This is a genomic window from Vulcaniibacterium tengchongense (assembly GCF_003814555.1).
Taxonomy (GTDB): Bacteria; Pseudomonadota; Gammaproteobacteria; order Xanthomonadales; family Xanthomonadaceae; genus Vulcaniibacterium; species Vulcaniibacterium tengchongense.
The window spans coordinates 1-15,974 of sequence record NZ_RKQN01000002.1 but is presented as its reverse complement, the minus strand read 5'-3'; the positions used below and the strand labels follow the sequence as shown (position 1 = coordinate 15,974).

Annotated in this window: 17 protein-coding genes and 1 tRNA gene; 16 read left to right on the top strand and 2 right to left on the bottom strand. The window is 72.4% G+C overall.

The window, feature by feature from the left end; translation table 11 throughout:
- The first annotated feature begins 21 nt into the window (after nucleotides 1-21).
- From EDC50_RS06435 to EDC50_RS06415, 5 genes are all read left to right on the top strand, one after another.
- Nucleotides 22-639, top strand: coding sequence for an esterase/lipase family protein (locus EDC50_RS06435; RefSeq protein WP_123769677.1), 618 nt, complete (start codon nucleotides 22-24; stop codon nucleotides 637-639).
- Nucleotides 640-707: 68 nt separating this feature from the next.
- Nucleotides 708-1,448: a YebC/PmpR family DNA-binding transcriptional regulator gene (locus EDC50_RS06430; RefSeq protein WP_123769676.1), complete on the top strand. Its 741-nt coding sequence runs from the start codon at nucleotides 708-710 to the stop codon at nucleotides 1,446-1,448.
- A gap of 98 nt (nucleotides 1,449-1,546) precedes the next feature.
- The gene (ruvC, locus tag EDC50_RS06425) at nucleotides 1,547-2,107 is read left to right on the top strand and encodes a crossover junction endodeoxyribonuclease RuvC (protein WP_123769675.1); all 561 of its coding nucleotides are present in this window, start codon (nucleotides 1,547-1,549) and stop codon (nucleotides 2,105-2,107) included.
- The gene (gene ruvA / locus EDC50_RS06420; protein ID WP_123769674.1) at nucleotides 2,104-2,694 is read left to right on the top strand and encodes a Holliday junction branch migration protein RuvA; all 591 of its coding nucleotides are present in this window, start codon (nucleotides 2,104-2,106) and stop codon (nucleotides 2,692-2,694) included. Before ruvC ends, ruvA begins: the two co-directional genes overlap by 4 nt.
- Before the next feature lie 29 nt (nucleotides 2,695-2,723).
- Nucleotides 2,724-4,634 carry a potassium transporter Kup gene (locus EDC50_RS06415; protein ID WP_123769673.1) on the top strand — a complete coding sequence of 637 codons (1,911 nt, stop codon included), beginning with the start codon at nucleotides 2,724-2,726 and terminating at the stop codon, nucleotides 4,632-4,634.
- A gap of 267 nt (nucleotides 4,635-4,901) precedes the next feature.
- Here the strand turns inward: EDC50_RS06415 and EDC50_RS06410 are convergent, their stop codons facing one another.
- Both EDC50_RS06410 and EDC50_RS06405 read right to left on the bottom strand, forming a co-directional pair.
- On the bottom strand, nucleotides 4,902-5,573 hold the full coding sequence (locus EDC50_RS06410; RefSeq protein ID WP_123769672.1) for a potassium channel family protein: 672 nt from the start codon (nucleotides 5,571-5,573) through the stop codon (nucleotides 4,902-4,904).
- Nucleotides 5,566-6,900, bottom strand: a complete 1,335-nt coding sequence (locus tag EDC50_RS06405; RefSeq protein WP_123769671.1) for a TrkH family potassium uptake protein — start codon at nucleotides 6,898-6,900, stop codon at nucleotides 5,566-5,568. The genes EDC50_RS06410 and EDC50_RS06405 overlap by 8 nt, the downstream gene beginning before the upstream one ends.
- A gap of 101 nt (nucleotides 6,901-7,001) precedes the next feature.
- On the opposite strand from EDC50_RS06405, the gene ruvB reads away from it, so the two are divergent.
- From ruvB to EDC50_RS06350, 11 genes are all read left to right on the top strand, one after another.
- Nucleotides 7,002-8,045 (top strand): Holliday junction branch migration DNA helicase RuvB, encoded by a 1,044-nt coding sequence (gene ruvB, locus EDC50_RS06400; RefSeq protein WP_123769670.1) that lies wholly within the window; start codon nucleotides 7,002-7,004, stop codon nucleotides 8,043-8,045.
- Between the two features lie 59 nt (nucleotides 8,046-8,104).
- A complete protein-coding gene (gene ybgC / locus EDC50_RS06395) occupies nucleotides 8,105-8,542 on the top strand; it encodes a tol-pal system-associated acyl-CoA thioesterase (protein ID WP_123769669.1) in 438 nt (145 codons plus the stop codon).
- A gap of 129 nt (nucleotides 8,543-8,671) precedes the next feature.
- A complete protein-coding gene (gene tolQ, locus EDC50_RS06390; protein ID WP_123769668.1) occupies nucleotides 8,672-9,460 on the top strand; it encodes a protein TolQ in 789 nt (262 codons plus the stop codon).
- 107 nt (nucleotides 9,461-9,567) lie between these two features.
- Complete coding sequence (gene tolR, locus EDC50_RS06385; RefSeq protein ID WP_123769667.1) at nucleotides 9,568-10,011, top strand: protein TolR; 444 nt, start codon at nucleotides 9,568-9,570, stop codon at nucleotides 10,009-10,011.
- Nucleotides 10,012-10,072: 61 nt separating this feature from the next.
- The gene (gene tolA / locus EDC50_RS06380; protein WP_123769666.1) at nucleotides 10,073-11,041 is read left to right on the top strand and encodes a cell envelope integrity protein TolA; all 969 of its coding nucleotides are present in this window, start codon (nucleotides 10,073-10,075) and stop codon (nucleotides 11,039-11,041) included.
- A 102-nt stretch (nucleotides 11,042-11,143) separates the two neighbouring features.
- Complete coding sequence (gene tolB, locus EDC50_RS06375) at nucleotides 11,144-12,463, top strand: Tol-Pal system beta propeller repeat protein TolB (RefSeq protein WP_123769665.1); 1,320 nt, start codon at nucleotides 11,144-11,146, stop codon at nucleotides 12,461-12,463.
- Nucleotides 12,464-12,518: 55 nt separating this feature from the next.
- Complete coding sequence (pal, locus tag EDC50_RS06370; RefSeq protein WP_123769664.1) at nucleotides 12,519-13,034, top strand: peptidoglycan-associated lipoprotein Pal; 516 nt, start codon at nucleotides 12,519-12,521, stop codon at nucleotides 13,032-13,034.
- A 157-nt stretch (nucleotides 13,035-13,191) separates the two neighbouring features.
- Nucleotides 13,192-14,007, top strand: a complete 816-nt coding sequence (ybgF, locus tag EDC50_RS06365; protein ID WP_425477913.1) for a tol-pal system protein YbgF — start codon at nucleotides 13,192-13,194, stop codon at nucleotides 14,005-14,007.
- Nucleotides 14,008-14,326: 319 nt separating this feature from the next.
- Nucleotides 14,327-15,004 carry a 7-carboxy-7-deazaguanine synthase QueE gene (gene queE, locus EDC50_RS06360; RefSeq protein WP_123769662.1) on the top strand — a complete coding sequence of 226 codons (678 nt, stop codon included), beginning with the start codon at nucleotides 14,327-14,329 and terminating at the stop codon, nucleotides 15,002-15,004.
- 34 nt (nucleotides 15,005-15,038) lie between these two features.
- Nucleotides 15,039-15,722 carry a 7-cyano-7-deazaguanine synthase QueC gene (gene queC / locus EDC50_RS06355; RefSeq protein ID WP_123769661.1) on the top strand — a complete coding sequence of 228 codons (684 nt, stop codon included), beginning with the start codon at nucleotides 15,039-15,041 and terminating at the stop codon, nucleotides 15,720-15,722.
- 129 nt (nucleotides 15,723-15,851) lie between these two features.
- Nucleotides 15,852-15,927, top strand: a tRNA-Lys gene (locus EDC50_RS06350).
- The last annotated feature ends 47 nt before the right edge of the window (nucleotides 15,928-15,974 follow it).

Sequence of the window (15,974 nt, the reverse complement as noted above, 5' to 3'; positions counted from 1 at the left end):
CGAGCCCCCGCGGGACAGGGCATGAGCGCCCCCCGCGTCCTGCTGCTGCACGGCATCTGGATGCCCGGCGCGTCGATGCGCTGGCTCGGCGCGCGCCTGCGGGCGGCCGGCTGGGCGACCGAGGTCTTCGCCTATCCCGCCGCGCGCGGCGGGCCGGAGCGGGTGCTGCCGGCGCTGGCCGAGCGCCTGCGCGGCGCCGAGGCGGTGCTCGCCCACAGCCTGGGCGGGCTGTTCGCGCTGGAGGCGCTGCGCCGCGCGCCGGGGGTGCCGGTGCGGCGGGTGGTCTGCCTCGGCTCGCCGCTGTGCGGCAGCGCGGCGGCGCGGGCGCTGGCCGGGCGCCGCCTGACCGGCTGGCCCCTGGGCCGCAGCGCCGGCCTGCTGTGCGGCGGCTGCCGCCGCTGGGAGGGGCCGGCCGAGGTCGGGGTGGTCGCCGGCGCGGTGCCGGTCGGCCTGGGGTCGCTGTTCGGCCGCTTCGACGGCCCGCACGACGGCACCGTGGCGGTGGCCGAGACCCGCCTGCCCGGCATCGCCGACCACGTCGTGGTCCGCGCCAGCCACAGCGGCCTGCTGCTCTCGGCCGAGGCGGCGGGGCAGGCGGTCCATTTCCTGCGCGAGGGGCGCTTCCGCGGCGAACGGTGAGCCCGGTCCTGCGACGGCCGTCCCGGTATAATCCGCCGCTTGTTTTTCCGGGAAGCGACGGACGTTGCATGGCCGGCCATTCGAAATGGGCCAACATCCAGCACCGCAAGGGCGCGCAGGACGCCAAGCGGGGCAAGATCTTCACCAAGCTGATCCGCGAGATCTCCGTGGCCGCGCGCGGCGGCGGCGGCGATCCGGCGGGCAACCCGCGCCTGCGCACGGCGATCGACAAGGCGCTGTCGAACAACATGTCCAAGGACGTGATCGAGCGCGCGATCAAGAAGGCCACCGGCGAGCTCGAGGGCGTGGCCTACGAGGAGGTCCGCTACGAGGGCTACGCCCCGGGCGGCGTCGCGGTGATCGTCGACTGCCTGACCGACAACAAGGTCCGCACCGTCGCCGACGTGCGCCACGCCTTCACCAAGTTCGGCGGCAACCTCGGCACCGACGGTTCGGTCGCCTTCATGTTCCGCAAGCTCGGCGTGCTCAGCTACGCGCCGGGCGCCGACGAGGACCGGATCACCGAGGCCGCGATCGAGGCCGGCGCCGACGACGTGGTGGTCTATCCCGAGGACGGCTCGATCGACGTGCTGACCGCGCCGGAGGCGTTCGAGACCGTCAGGGCGGCGATGCTCGCCGCCGGGCTGGCGCCGGCGCAGGCCGAGGTGACCTACCGCGCCGACAACGACGTCAGCGTCGGCGGCGAGACCGCGCAGCAGGTCGCCAAGCTGCTGGACTGGCTCGAGGACCTCGACGACGTGCAGAACGTGTACTCCAACGCCGACCTCGGCGAGGACGCGTATGCGTGACGGCCGGGACCCGGGGGGCCGGGCCCCGGCCGGCGCGTCCCGCGCCGGCCGCGCGCCCCGCCGTCCGGAACCCGCCGCGGCGCGGCGCTGAGCGTCCGATGTCCCATCCCGCATCCACCCCTTGTCCCGGCGCGGTCCGCATCCTCGGCATCGACCCGGGGTCGCAGCGCACCGGCGTGGGCGTGATCGACGTCGCCGCCGACGGCCGCTGCGTGTTCGTGCACGCGCGGGCGCTGCGGCTGCTCGATGCGGAGGACTTCCCCTCGCGCCTGGGCCTGCTGTGCGACGGCCTGGAGGCGCTGCTGGACGAATGGCGGCCGCAGCAGGTCGCGATCGAGACGGTGTTCATGGACAAATCGGCGACTTCGGCGCTGAAGCTCGGCCACGCCCGCGGGGCGGCGCTGGCGACGGTGGTGCGCCGGCACCTGCCGGTCAGCGAATACCCGCCGCGGGTGATCAAGCAGTCGCTGGTCGGGCGCGGCGCCGCCGACAAGCAGCAGGTCCAGCACATGGTCCGCCTGCTGCTGAACCTGCCCGACGCGCGCCTGCAGGCCGACGCCGCCGACGCGCTGGCGGTGGCATTGACCCACGCGCACATGAGCGCGACCGCGTCTCGCACCGGCGTCGCCACCCATCTGCTGCGGAGGCGCGGCGCATGATCGGCCGCCTGAAAGGCATCCTGGTGCACAAGCAGCCGCCGTGGCTGGTGGTCGACGTCAACGGCGTCGGCTACGAGCTGGAGGCGCCGATGAGCACCTTCTACGACCTGCCCGAACCCGGCCGCGAGGTCGCGCTGTTCACCCACTACGCGCAGAAGGAGGACAGCGTCGCGCTGTACGGCTTCCTGCGCGAGGCCGAGCGCCGGCTGTTCCGCGACGTGCAGAAGGTGTCCGGCATCGGCGCGAAGATCGCGCTGGCGGTGCTGTCCGGGGTGTCGGTGGACGAGTTCGCGCGCCTGGTCCAGGCCGGCGACGTGGCCGCGCTGACCCGCATCCCCGGCATCGGCAAGAAGACCGCCGAGCGCATGGTGGTCGAGCTGCGCGACCGCGCCGCCGACCTGGCCGGCGGCGGCGCGGTGCCGCCCAGCGCCGGGCCCGGCGCCGACCCGCAGAGCGAGGCGGCGATCGCGCTGCAGCAGCTCGGCTACAAGCCGGCCGAGGCCTCCCGCATGGCGCGCGACGCCGCCGCCGAGGGCGACGATGTCGCCGCCATCATCCGCAAGGCCTTGAAATCCGCTCTGCGCTGAGCGGACCTCCTTCCCCTCTCCCCACGCCTATGTCCAGTACCCACGCAATCGCCGGCGATCGTTCCGATCCGCACGGTCACGGCCAGATCGGCCTGTTCGGTCTGGCGGTCGGCGCCACCGGCGTCGTGTTCGGCGACATCGGCACCAGCCCGCTGTACACGATCAAGGAAGCGTTCTCCCCGCACTACGGCCTGCTGCCGACCCACGACACCGTGCTCGGCATCCTGTCGCTGGTGTTCTGGGCGCTGATGCTGGTGGTGACGCTGAAGTACGTCACCGTGATCACCCGCGCCGACAACGAGGGCGAGGGCGGGATCATGGCGCTGATGGCGCTGGCCCAGCGCACCCTGCGCAAGGGCTCGCGGCCGGCGTACGCGGTGGGCATCCTCGGCATCTTCGGCGCGTCGCTGTTCTTCGGCGACAGCGTGATCACCCCGGCGATCTCGGTGCTGTCGGCGGTCGAGGGCCTGGAGGTCACCGCGCCGCAGCTGCACCGCTGGGTGGTGCCGATCGCGCTGGTGGTGCTGCTGGCGCTGTTCGCCACCCAGCGCTACGGCACGGCCAAGGTCGGGCGCGTGTTCGGGCCGGTGACCTGCGTGTGGTTCCTGGCGCTGGCCGCGATCGGCATCCTCAACATCACCCACAGCCCCGAGGTGCTGAAGGCGCTGAACCCGCTGTGGGCGGTGCGCTTCTTCGTCGACCACGGCTGGCACGCGATCTTCATCCTCGGCGCGGTGGTGCTGGCGGTGACCGGCGGCGAGGCGCTGTACGCGGACATGGGCCACTTCGGCAAGAAGCCGATCCGCTACGCCTGGTACTTCTTCGTGCTGCCGTCGCTGATGCTGAACTACCTGGGGCAGGGCGCGCTGGTGCTGGAGGATCCCAGCGCGGTCAAGAACCCGTTCTACATCGGCGTTCCGGAGTGGGCGCGCTACCCGATGATCGCGCTGGCGACCGCGGCCACGGTGATCGCCTCGCAGGCGGTGATCACCGGCACCTTCTCGGTGGCGCGGCAGGCCATGCAGCTGGGCTACCTGCCGCGCATGACCATCAAGCACACCTCCAGCCAGACCATCGGCCAGATCTACATTCCGGCGATCAACTGGGTGCTGATGGCGGCGGTGACCGCGCTGATCCTGGCGTTCGGCAGCTCCACCCGCCTGGCCACGGCCTACGGCGTGACCGTCTCGGGCACGATGCTGATCGACACCCTGCTGCTGGCGCTGGTCGCCGGCGCGACCTGGCTGCGCGCGCGCGCCTGGGTGCTGCCGCTGTGCGTGGGCTTCGCGCTGATCGACCTGGCGTTCCTGGTCGCCAACGGCATCAAGTTCTTCGATGGCGCCTGGGTGCCGGTGGCGCTGGCGATCGCGGTGTTCACCACGCTGCGCACCTGGCGCCGCGGCCGCCAGCTGCTGCACGAGGAGGTGCAGAAGGAAGGCCTGCGCCTGGACACCTTCCTGCCCGGGCTGATGCTGGCGCCGCCGGTGCGGGTGCCGGGCACGGCGGTGTTCCTGACCACCGACCAGGGCGTGGTGCCGCACGCGCTGCTGCACAACCTCAAGCACAACAAGGTGCTGCACGAACGCAACGTGTTCCTGACCGTGGTCACCCTGGCCGTGCCGTACGCGCACCGGCGGCTGAAGATCGAGGAGATCGGCGACGGCTTCCACCGGGTGATCGTGCGCTTCGGCTTCATGGAGACGCCGGACGTGCCGCTGGCGCTGATGCGCAGCGTCGACGAGGGCGGGATCTGCTTCGACCCGATGGACACCACCTTCTTCTCCAGCCGCGAAACGGTGGTCGCCAGCCGCCACCGCGGCATGCCGATCTGGCGCGACAAGCTGTTCGCGATCATGCACCGCAACGCCGCGCCGGCGTCGAACTTCTTCCGCATCCCGGGCAACCGGCTGGTGGAGCTGGGCACGCAGGTCGAGATCTGACCCGCCGCGCCCGCTGCGGCGGGCCGCGCGCGCGATCGCCCCGGGCGCGGCCCGGGACGCGGCTTTCATGCTTCGCGGGCCTTGGGCGTCGGTCGGAGCGCAACCGGGCACGGCTGGCGCGACACGCCTGGATACGTCCATGCAGGCGCCTGCTTCGGCGGCACTCCCCGCCGGCGAGGTCGCGCAAGCCCGTGCCGGCCGCGCAAGCGACGCGGCGCGCGGGCGAAAGCGAGCCGTCGTGCCCCCGGTCCGCCGGGCGCCGCGACCTCAGGTCAGCGCCGCGAACCGCTCCACCTGCTCGGTGGTGCCGGAGACGATCAGGATGTCGCCGGCCTCGACGATGGTGCCGGCCTGGGCGTAGGTGAAGTCGGCGCGGCCGCGCTTGACCCCGACCACGGTGACGCCGTACTTGCTGCGCAGCGCCGACTCGCTCAGGGTCGCGCCCCAGGCCTCCTTCGGCGCCTGGGTCTTGGCGATCGCGAAGCCGTCGTCAAAGGCGATGAAATCGATCATCTTGCCGGTGACCAGGTGCGCGACCCGCTCGCCCATCGCCGCCTCGGGATAGACCACGTGGTGCGCGCCGATCCGCTCCAGGATCCGGCCGTGCTTGTACGAGATCGCCTTGGCCCAGATGTCGCGCACCCCCAGCTCCTCGAGCGCGAGCACGCTGAGCACGCTGGCCTCGATGTCGGTGCCGATGCCGACCACGGCGCGGCGGAACTCGCCAACGCCGAGCTGGCGCAGCACCTCGCTGCTGGTCGAGTCGGCCTGGACCACGTGGGTCAGGGTGTCCGCCCACTTCTGCACCACTTCGGCGTTCTCGTCGATGCCGAGCACCTCGTGGCCGAGCCGCACCAGCGAGTCCGCGACGGACCCGCCGAAGCGCCCCAGGCCGATCACCACGACGCTGTCGCTGCTGCTGGAAGTCTGCTTAGCCAACGATGGGGCGCTCCTCTGGGTAGCGGTAGTCGGCGCGCCGGCCGCGCAGGGCCAGCGCGGTGGCCACCGTAATGGTACCCACGCGGCCGACGAACATCAGGACGATCAGCACCAGTTGCGCCGCGGGCGGCAGCTCGGCGGTGATGCCGGTGGACAGGCCGGTGGTGGCGAAGGCGGAGATCGCCTCGAACAGCAGGCGCTCCAGCGGGAACGCCGCCAGCGTCTGCAGCGCCAGCGTCCCCAGCGCGACCGCGCCGACCGCGAGCAGCACCACGGTCAGCGCCTGCCGCTGCGCCTCCACCGAGATGCTGCGGCGGAACGCGGTGGTCTCGCGCGAGCCGCGGACCTCGGCCCAGACCACGAAGCCGAGCAGGAAGAAGGTGGTGACCTTGATGCCGCCGGCGGTGCCGGCGCTGCCGCCGCCGATCAGCATCAGCACGTAGTGCACCGCCAGGGTCTGCGGCTGCATCGCGCCGACGTCGAGGGTGTTGAAGCCCGCGGTGCGCGCGCTGACCGAATGGAACAGCGCGCCCAGCAGCCTGGCCGCCGGCGTCAGCTCGCCCAGGGTCAGCGGGTTGCGCCACTCGTAGGCGAGGATCGCCAGCATGCCGGCGACGATCAGCAGCGCGCTGCCGAACAGGGTGATCTTGGTGTGCACCGACCAGCGCCGCCAGCGCCGCGGCTCGCGGCGCAGCTCGTGCAGCACCGGGAAGCCGAGGCCGCCGAGCACGATCGCCAGCATCACCGGCACGATCACCAGCGCGTCCGCCTCGAACCGCATCAGGTTGTCGGAAAAGGTGGAGAAGCCGGCATTGTTGAACGCCGAGACGGCGTGGAACAGCCCGTGCCAGAGCGCCGCGCCCCAAGGCTCGCCGTAGCCCAGGTGCAGGCGCAGGGCGAGGGTCGCCGCCACCGCCAGCTCCACCGTCACCGTCGCCAGCACCACCAGGCGCACCACCGCGGCGACGTCGCCCAGGGCCAGGCCGCGGGTCTCGACCTGGGCGATCAGCCGGGTGCCCAGGCGCAGCCGCCGCGAGACCAGCAGGCCGAGCAGGGTGGCGCCGGTCATGATGCCGAAGCCGCCGACCTGGATCAGGCCCAGGATCACCACCTGCCCGAACGGCGACCAGTACACCGGCGTATCGACCACGCTCAGGCCGGTGACGCAGATCGCCGAGACCGCGGTGAACAGCGCCACCAGCGGCGCCGCCGCGCCGGGGCCGGCATGGGCGACCGGCAGCATCAGCAGCGCGGTGCCGAGCAGGATCGCGCCGAGGAAGGCCAGCGGCACCAGGCGCGCCGGATGTCGGATTCCATGCCGCTGCACGGCGGGCTCTCGTCGCTGCGGAGGCGGCGGATTGTGCCACGGCGGGCGTGGACGCCCCACTGCGGCTGCGCCCGTGCCCGCGGCCGTGCGAACATACGCGCATGAACGAACCGCGCATCATCGCCGCCGGCGCGACCCGCGAGGACGAGGCCGTCGACGCCTCGATCCGGCCCAAGCGCCTGGCCGAATACCTCGGCCAGCAGCCGGTGCGCGAGCAGATGCAGATCTACATCGAGGCCGCCCGCGCCCGCGGCGAGGCGCTCGACCACGTGCTGATCTTCGGCCCGCCGGGGCTGGGCAAGACCACGCTCAGCCACGTCATCGCCAACGAACTGGGCGTGAACCTGCGCGTCACCTCCGGCCCGGTGATCGAGAAGGCCGGCGACCTGGCCGCGCTGCTGACCAACCTGCAGCCCAACGACGTCCTGTTCGTCGACGAGATCCACCGCCTCTCGCCCGTGGTCGAGGAGGTGCTGTACCCGGCGATGGAGGACTACCAGATCGACATCATGATCGGCGAAGGCCCGGCGGCGCGCTCGATCAAGCTGGACCTGCCGCCGTTCACCCTGATCGGCGCGACCACCCGCGCCGGCCTGCTGACGGCGCCGCTGCGCGACCGCTTCGGCATCGTCCAGCGCCTGGAGTTCTACACGCCCGAGGAGCTGACCCGGATCGTGCGCCGCTCGGCGCAGATCCTCGGGATCGCCTGCGACGGCGAGGGCGCGGCCGAGATCGCGCGGCGCTCGCGCGGCACCCCGCGCATCGCCAATCGCCTGCTGCGGCGGGTGCGCGACTACGCCCAGGTGCGCGCCGGCGGCGACATCGACCGCGCGGTCGCGGCGGCGGCGATGGCCATGCTCAAGGTCGACCCCGAGGGCTTCGACGAACTCGACCGCCGCCTGCTGGCCACCATCGTCGAATCCTTCGACGGCGGCCCGGTCGGCGTCGAGTCGCTGGCCGCGGCCTTGTCGGAGGAGCGCGGCACGCTCGAGGACGTGATCGAACCCTACCTGATCCAGCAGGGCTTCCTGGTCCGCACCGCGCGCGGGCGCATGGCCACCGCCAAGGCCTACCGCCACCTCGGCCTGCCGCCGAGGACGCGCGAGCCGGGCGCCGGAGCCGGCGGCTCGGGAGAACTGTTCTGAGCCGCCCCGCGCCCGTCCCCGAGCCTCGCTTCCGCAGCCCGAGCCGCCGCTCTTAAGCCATGTTCAGCCATCCGGTACGCATTTACTGGGAAGATACCGACGCGGGCGGCGTGGTGTATCACGCGCGGTACCTGGCCTTTCTCGAGCGCGCGCGCAGCGAGTGGATGCGCGCGCAGGGCTACGGCCAGGAACTCCTGCGCCGCGAGCACGATCTGGTGTTCGCGGTGCGGGCGATGCAGCTGGACTTCCTCAAGCCGGCGCGGCTGGACGACGCGCTGGAGGTCGACGCTGCGCTGCGCGAGTGCCGGCGCGCCAGCCTGGTGTTCGCGCAGCGCATCCGCCGCGGCGACGAGCTGCTGCTGACCGCCAGCGTGCGGATCGCCGCGCTCGACGCCGCCGGGTTCCGCCCGCGCGGGATGCCGGCGGCGCTGCAGGCGCGGCTGAAGGCGCTGGAAACGCCGGAGGCCGCTCCGGATCGCCTGCCACCGACCGACTGATTCCAACCGATACGCCCGACCGGGCACGGAGAAGCGAACGATGACGCCACTGCGCTCCCACCTCCTTCTGCTCCCGCAAGCGCGGACGCCTGCGCCGGCCGCGCGTCCCGCCGCGGAGGGCGCGGCCGTATGAGCGCGCTGCTGCTCGCGATACAGGCGGCCGCGGTCGAGCCGCTGCCGGAAGAGGCGGCCAACGCCGCCGGCCAGGCCGTCCAGGCCGCGAGCGCCGCCGCGGCCGGCAGCGGCGAGCTCGACATCCTGCAGCTGGTGCTGCACGCCAGCCTGCCGGTGCAGGCGGTGATGCTGCTGCTGCTGTTCGGCTCGATCGCCTCGTGGGTGATCATCTTCCGCAAGAAGCGCGTGCTCGACCGCGCGGCCAGGGAGGCCGACCAGTTCGAGGAGCGCTTCTGGTCCGGCGCCGAACTGTCCAAGCTGTACGCCGCCGCCACCGAGCGCAACCGCAGCATCAGCGGCCTGGAGGCGATCTTCGAGGCCGGCTTCCGCGAGTTCAACCGTATCCGCCAGCGCCGCGGCGTCGACGCGCGCACCCAGCTGGAAGGCGCGCAGCGGGCGATGCGCGCGACCGGCTCGCGCGAGATCGACGAGCTCGAGCACAACCTCGAGTTCCTCGCCAACGTCGGTTCGATCAGCCCGTACGTCGGCCTGTTCGGCACCGTGTGGGGCATCATGATCTCGTTCCAGGGCCTGGCGGAGCTGAAGGAGGCGACCATCGCCACGGTCGCGCCGGGCATCTCCGAGGCGCTGGTCGCGACCGCGATGGGCCTGTTCGCCGCGATCCCGGCGGTGTGGGCCTACAACCGCTTCGCGACCAAGGTCGAGCGGCTGAGCGTGCGCTACGACGCGTTCTCCGAGGAGTTCTCCTCGATCCTGCAGCGGCAGTCGTCGCTGGACGAATGAGGACCCGCGCGCCTCGCGCCGCAACCCCGCCGCGCCCGTGCGCGCGTTCCCGCAAGGGCCGCGCCGGCCGCGGCGGGCGCTGAAGCCACGAACACGAGAGCAATCCCATGGCCGGTATCGCCGCGCGCCGCCACCGCAAGCGCAAACTCAAGGCCGAGATCAACGTCGTTCCCTACATCGACGTGATGCTGGTGCTGCTGATCATCTTCATGGTCACCGCGCCGCTGCTGAACCTGGGCGTCGACATCGACCTGCCGCAGTCCGACGCCAAGTCGATCCAGGAGAAGAAGGACCCGATCGTGGTCAGCGTCGACCGCGACGGCAACTACTTCCTCGCGGTCGAGGCCGGCAGCAACGAGGCGGTCACCGCGCAGGAGCTGGAGGCCAAGGTCCGCGCGATCGTCGCCCAGGACCCGAAGCGGGCGATCTTCGTCGCCGGCGACGCCAGCGCCAACTACCAGCGGGTGATGGACGCGCTGGTGCTGCTGCAGCGCGCCGACGTGGCCAAGGTCGGGCTGATGAGCCAGCCGAAGGAAAGCGGACGCCGATGAGCGGCCACGCCCGTCCGATGCCGTCCGCGCGCCGCGCCGCGCCCGCGGCGGAGGCCCGCGCATGAGGGAGCGCCGTTCCGACACCGTGCTGGCGACGGTGCTGGCGGTCGGCCTGCACGCGCTGCTGTTCCTGCTGCTGTACCTGGGGCTGTGGTGGACGCGCGCGTCCAAGCCGGTATCCGCAGCCGGCCCGCCGGTCTCGGCCGAGCTGATCGACGCGTCCGCGCTGTCGCCGGCGCTGCGCCGGACCCTGAGCGAGCGGCCGGAACCGGCCGAGCTCCCGCCGCCGCTGCCGGAACCCGAACCGGAACCGGAGGAGGCCGCGCCGCCGCCGCAACCGCTGCCGGCGCCGCGTCCGCAGGACGCGCGAACCGAACCGCAGCCGCAGGCGCAGGACTTCCTGCCGGTGCCGGACGAGCGCGACCAGGACGCGGTGGTGCGCGAACCGACCCCGAAGCCGGCGACCGAGACCGAGCCGCAGGAGGCCAAGCGCCGCCAGGAGCAGGTCGACCTGACCGAGCAGCAGCGCCAGCGCGAGGCCGAGCAGCAGCGCCGCCTGGCGCAGCAGCAGGAGGCGCAGGAGCGGGAGCGCCGCCTGGCCGAGATCCGCCGCAAGCGCGAGCAGGCCCAGCGCGAGGCGCAGCTGGCCGAGCAGCGCCTGCGCCAGATCGCCGACGTGCGCGCCCGCCAGGCCTCCGAGACCGCCGCTGCGGCCCCGGCGGCCGCCGGCAACAACGGCGTGGACACCGACCTGAAGGCCCGCTACGCCGCGGCGCTGCAGGAAGCGATCCGCTCCAAATGGGTGCGCCCGGAGACGGTGCCGGTCGGCGCCATGTGCCGCCTGGTGATCCGGCAACTGCCCGGCGGCCGGGTGCTGAGCGCCGAGGTCGGTTCGCCCTGCGCCTACGACGAGCAGGGCCGGCGCTCGGTCGAGGCCGCGGTGCTCAAGGCCCAGCCGCTGCCCTACGCGGGGTTCGAACCGGTGTTCGAGCGCACCCTGACCTTGAATTTCCGCGCCGAAGACCACTGATCGGTCGCCGCGGGCACCGCCCCGCTTGAACCGACGTTCACCGAAGCGCTGTTAACAATTGTCAACCTGAACGAAAACGCCGCGACACGTACGGGAGTACCGATGAAACGATCCTTCGCCTGGCTGGCCACGCTGCTCGCCCTGCTGCTGCCCTTCGCCGCCGCCGCCCAGCAGCAGGGGCTGGAGATCGACATCGTCGGCGGCAACGCCGCGGCCCTGCCGATCGCGGTGGTGCCGATGCCGTACCAGGGTTCGGCCGCCGCGCCGCAGACCGACGTCGCCCAGGTGGTCGCCGCCGACCTGGCCCGTTCCGGCCAGTTCCGCCCGCTGCCGGCGCAGGACATGATCGAGAAGCCGACCCGCGGCGGCGAGGTCAACTACGCCACCTGGCGCGCCCTCAACCAGGACTACCTGGTCGTCGGCCGCGTGCTCGACGCCTCCGGCGGCGGCTACCGGGTCGAGTACGAGCTGTTCGACGTGGCCAAGCAGCAGCGCCTGCTCGGCTTCGCCCTGACCGCGCGCGCGGCGGCGATGCGCGACGTCGCCCACCAGATCGCCGACGCGGTGTACGAGAAGATCACCGGCGTGCGCGGCGCGTTCTTCACCCGCATCGCCTACGTCACCGCGGTCGGTTCCGGGCGCGGCGCGCGCTATGCGCTGATGGTGGCCGACTCGGACGGCTACAACCCGCAGACCGTGGTCCGCTCGCCCGAGCCGCTGCTGTCGCCGTCGTGGAGCCCGGACGGCGGCAAGCTGGCCTACGTCAGCTTCGAGAGCGGCAATTCCTCGATCTACATCCAGAACATCGCCACCGGCAGCCGCGAGCTGGTCGCCAAGTTCCGCGGCATCAACGGCGCGCCGGCGTTCTCGCCGGACGGGCGCAAGCTGGCCCTGACCCTGTCGCGCACCGGCAACCCGGAGATCTACGTGATGGACCTGGCCAGCCGCGCGCTGACCCAGGTCACCAACCACTTCTCGATCGACACCGAGCCGAGCTGGAGCGCGGACGGCAACACCATCTACTTCACCTCCGACCGCAGCGGCCGCCCGCAGATCTACCAGGTGCCGGCCAGCGGCGGCAGCGCCACCCGGGTGACCTTCCAGGGCAGCTACAACGCCAGCGCCTCGGTGTCCGCCGACGGCAAGAAGATCGCCACCGCCCAGGGCAACGGCAACGTGTACCGGATCGCGATGATGGACAGCTCGCTCGGCGCCGCCCGCTGGAGCACGCTGTCGCCCGGCTCCCTGGACGAGTCGCCAAGCTTCGCTCCCAATGGCATGATGATCCTTTATGCTGCGCGCGAAGGTCGCCGCGGGGTGCTCTACGCCGTGTCCGCCGACGCCCGGGTGCGCCAGCGCCTGGTGCTCGCCGACGGGGACGTGCGCGAGCCGGCCTGGGGGCCGTACCGCCTGCCGCGTTGACCCGAAGCGTTTTCCGGTTTTTGCCCTGACCAATACCTCAAGACGAGGAAACAACATGAATAACACCACCCGCGTTCTGCTGGCCGCCGTGCTCTGCACCGCCGCCGTCGCCTGCTCCAAGAAGGTGAAGGAGACCCCGCCGGCCGAAACCCCGGCCACCACCACCGCCCCGAGCACCACCGCCCCGGCCACCTCGGGCGTCTATGGTCCGGAGGACCTGGACACCGACGCCTGCCTGCGCCAGCGCGTGGTCTACTTCGACTTCGACCAGGACACCCTGCGCCCGGAGTTCCAGGCCATCGTCGGCTGCCACGCCAAGTACCTGCGTGACCGTCCGTCCGCGCGCATGACCCTGGAAGGCAACGCCGACGAGCGCGGCAGCCGCGAGTACAACCTCGGCCTCGGCGAGCGCCGCGCCAACGCGGTGTCCTCGGCGATCCAGGCCAACGGCGGCTCCGGCGGCTCGATCACCGTCGTCAGCTACGGCGAGGAGCGCCCGGTCTGCACCGACTCGAACGAGGACTGCTGGGCCAAGAACCGCCGCGTCGAGATCGTCTACACCGCCAAGTAATCGAACGTCGATGACGCAGTTCCTGCTTCTCGCCTTCGCGCCCGGTCCGAAGCGGCTTCCGCTCGGCCACCGCCCCCCCTCTCCCGCGCGCGGGAGAGGGCAGGGGGCGAGGGGCAGGGGCGGATCCCGCCCGGGCCTGTTCGCCGGAAACGCCGGACTGCGCTCCACGGTTCTGATCGCAGCGTTCGCGGCGGCCCTCGGGGCCGCCGCGCCCGCCGCCGCGCAGCGCGCCAGCCTGGCCGACCGGGTCGCCGCGCTGGAGCAGCGGGCGGCGTCCAACCAGGTCAATGTCGACCTGCTCAACCAGATCACCCAGCTGCGCAGCGAGGTGCAGGCGCTGCGCTCCCAGGTGGAAGAGCTGCAGCAGCTCAACCGCCAGCTGGAGGAGACCTCCAAGGCCCAGTACCTGGACCTCGACGGTCGCCTCAACCGCATCGAAAGCGGCGCGCCGGTCGCGCCGCCGCCCGCCTCCGGCGGAGCCGCCCCAGCGGCCGGCGCCGCCGGTGCGGCCGCAGGAGCCGCCGCGGGCGCCAGCGAGCGCGCGCCGGCCGTGTACGGCGACCGCAGCGCGCTGGCCGCCGGCGCCGACGAGCGCGGCGCCTACGACGCCGCGTTCAACGCGCTCAAGGGCGGCGACTACGTCGAGTCGGCGCGCTTGTTCCAGGCCTTCCTGGTCAAGTACCCGAACGGCGCGTACGCGCCCAACGCCCTGTACTGGCTGGGCGAGAGCTACTACGTCACCCAGAACTACCAGCTCGCGCAGGACCAGTTCCAGGCCCTGCTCGACCGCTTCCCGACCCACGACAAGGCGCCGGGCGCGTTGCTGAAGATCGGCCTGTGCCAGCTCGGCCTGCAGCAGACCGACGCCGCCGAGCGCACCCTGGCCGAGGTCGGCACCCGTTATCCGGGCAGCGACGCCGCCCGTACCGCCCGCGACCGCCTCGACGCGATCCAGCTCGGCCGCCTGCGCTGAGGCCCCGCGTCGCGCGCCCCACACGCCGGGCTTGCCGCCGGCGCCATCCGCGACGCAACCGATGTGATCGGCCCCGGGGCTGCGATGCATGCCCATGCTCGCGATGCGTCCGTGAGGCTCGTCCCCGGCGCTTTTCCTGGCGCGGCCGTGCTGGCCGCGGCGCGGCGCAGTGGGCGGGGCGCGAGATCTCCGTGGCGCGGCTCGGCCGCCTCCGTGCGGCCGGCCCACCGCAACGCCTCCGGCCCGCCGTGGCGGACGCGTCCGCGCCGGCGACGGGCGTGACCGCCGTCCGGAGCGAGCGGAGGCGTAAACTATCGCGATGAGTGCCGTTCCCTCCGACGCGGCCGCAGCGGCGAGCGAACGGCTGCGGATCACCGAGATCTTCCTCTCGCTGCAGGGCGAGGCCCGCAGCATCGGCTGGCCGACCGTGTTCGTGCGCCTGACCGGCTGCCCGCTGCGCTGCCAGTACTGCGACACCGCCTACGCCTTCCACGGCGGGCAGTGGTGGGCGATCGACGACATCCTGGCCGAGGTCGCCCGCCACGGCGCCCGCCACGTCTGCGTCACCGGCGGCGAACCGTTGGCGCAGAAGCGCTGCCTCGGCCTGCTGCGGCGGCTGTGCGACGCCGGCTACGAAGTGTCGCTGGAGACCTCCGGCGCGCTCGACATCGCCGAGGTCGATCCGCGCGTGTCGCGCGTGCTCGACATCAAGACGCCCGGCTCGCGGGAGGCACACCGCAACCTGTGGTCGAACCTGGCGCGGCTGACCCCGCACGACCAGGTCAAGTTCGTGATCTGCTCGCGCGAGGACTACGACTGGGCCAAGGGCGTGCTCGCCGAGCATCGCCCGCACGACGTCTGCGACGTGCTGTTCTCGCCCAGCTTCGCCCAGGTCGATCCGACCGCGCTGGCCGACTGGATCGTCGCCGACCGCCTGCCGGTGCGTTTCCAGCTGCAGCTGCACAAGATCCTGTGGCACGACGCGCCCGGGCGCTGAAGCACGAATCACCCCACCCCGAAGCAGGATTCCCATGAAAAAAGCCGTCGTCCTCGTTTCCGGAGGCATGGACTCCGCCGTGGTGCTCGCGATCGCGCGCGCGCAGGGCTTCGCCACGCACGCGCTCAGCGTGCGCTACGGCCAGCGCCATACCTCCGAACTGGAGGCCGCCGCCCGCGTCGCCCGTGCGCTGGGCGCGGCCGCGCACAAGGTGGTCGACGTCGATTTGCGCAGCATCGGCGGCTCGGCCCTGACCGACGACGCGATCGCGGTGCCCACCGGCGACGCGGGCGCGACGGCCGCCGGCGCGATTCCGTCGACCTATGTGCCGGCGCGCAACACCATCATGTTGTCGCTCGCGCTCGGCTGGGCCGAGGTGCTGGGCGCGGCGGACATCTTCTGCGGCGTCAACGCGGTCGACTACTCCGGCTACCCGGACTGCCGGCCGGAATTCGTCGCCGCGTTCGAGCGCCTGGCCAATCTCGCCACCAAGGCCGGGGTCGAGGGCGCGGGCATCCGCGTGCATGCGCCGCTGCAGTACCTGAGCAAGGCCGACATCGTGCGCGAGGGCCTGCGGCTGGGCGTGGATTTCGCCGAGACCGTCTCCTGCTACCAGGCCGACGCGCAGGGGCGCGCCTGCGGCCGCTGCGACGCGTGCCGGCTGCGCGCGCAAGGCTTCGCCGCGGCCGGCGCGGCGGACCCGACCCGCTACGCCTGAACGCCGCGCCGCGCGCGCCTGCATCGGCGCGGCGCGTGGGGTAAAATGCGCGGCCTGGCGCAACGCCAGGCCCGCGGTGCCCGCGCGCAGGGCGCCGCCGTCGCCCCGCCGCGACGATGCCGCAAACGTGGGCCGTTAGCTCAGTCGGTAGAGCATCGGACTTTTAATCCGCTGGTCGTTGGTTCGATTCCAACACGGCCCACCATAAAAAACAGGGGCTTAGCTGCGACGCTAGGCCCCTTTTTTGTTGCT

Coding starts and splice junctions, on each gene's coding strand:
- EDC50_RS06435 (WP_123769677.1), top strand. CDS start 22: ATGAGCGCCCCCCGCGTCCTGCTGCTGCACGGCATCTGGATGCCCGGC.
- EDC50_RS06430 (WP_123769676.1), top strand. CDS start 708: ATGGCCGGCCATTCGAAATGGGCCAACATCCAGCACCGCAAGGGCGCG.
- ruvC (WP_123769675.1), top strand. CDS start 1,547: ATGTCCCATCCCGCATCCACCCCTTGTCCCGGCGCGGTCCGCATCCTC.
- ruvA (WP_123769674.1), top strand. CDS start 2,104: ATGATCGGCCGCCTGAAAGGCATCCTGGTGCACAAGCAGCCGCCGTGG.
- EDC50_RS06415 (WP_123769673.1), top strand. CDS start 2,724: ATGTCCAGTACCCACGCAATCGCCGGCGATCGTTCCGATCCGCACGGT.
- ruvB (WP_123769670.1), top strand. CDS start 7,002: ATGAACGAACCGCGCATCATCGCCGCCGGCGCGACCCGCGAGGACGAG.
- ybgC (WP_123769669.1), top strand. CDS start 8,105: ATGTTCAGCCATCCGGTACGCATTTACTGGGAAGATACCGACGCGGGC.
- tolQ (WP_123769668.1), top strand. CDS start 8,672: ATGAGCGCGCTGCTGCTCGCGATACAGGCGGCCGCGGTCGAGCCGCTG.
- tolR (WP_123769667.1), top strand. CDS start 9,568: ATGGCCGGTATCGCCGCGCGCCGCCACCGCAAGCGCAAACTCAAGGCC.
- tolA (WP_123769666.1), top strand. CDS start 10,073: ATGAGGGAGCGCCGTTCCGACACCGTGCTGGCGACGGTGCTGGCGGTC.
- tolB (WP_123769665.1), top strand. CDS start 11,144: ATGAAACGATCCTTCGCCTGGCTGGCCACGCTGCTCGCCCTGCTGCTG.
- pal (WP_123769664.1), top strand. CDS start 12,519: ATGAATAACACCACCCGCGTTCTGCTGGCCGCCGTGCTCTGCACCGCC.
- queE (WP_123769662.1), top strand. CDS start 14,327: ATGAGTGCCGTTCCCTCCGACGCGGCCGCAGCGGCGAGCGAACGGCTG.
- queC (WP_123769661.1), top strand. CDS start 15,039: ATGAAAAAAGCCGTCGTCCTCGTTTCCGGAGGCATGGACTCCGCCGTG.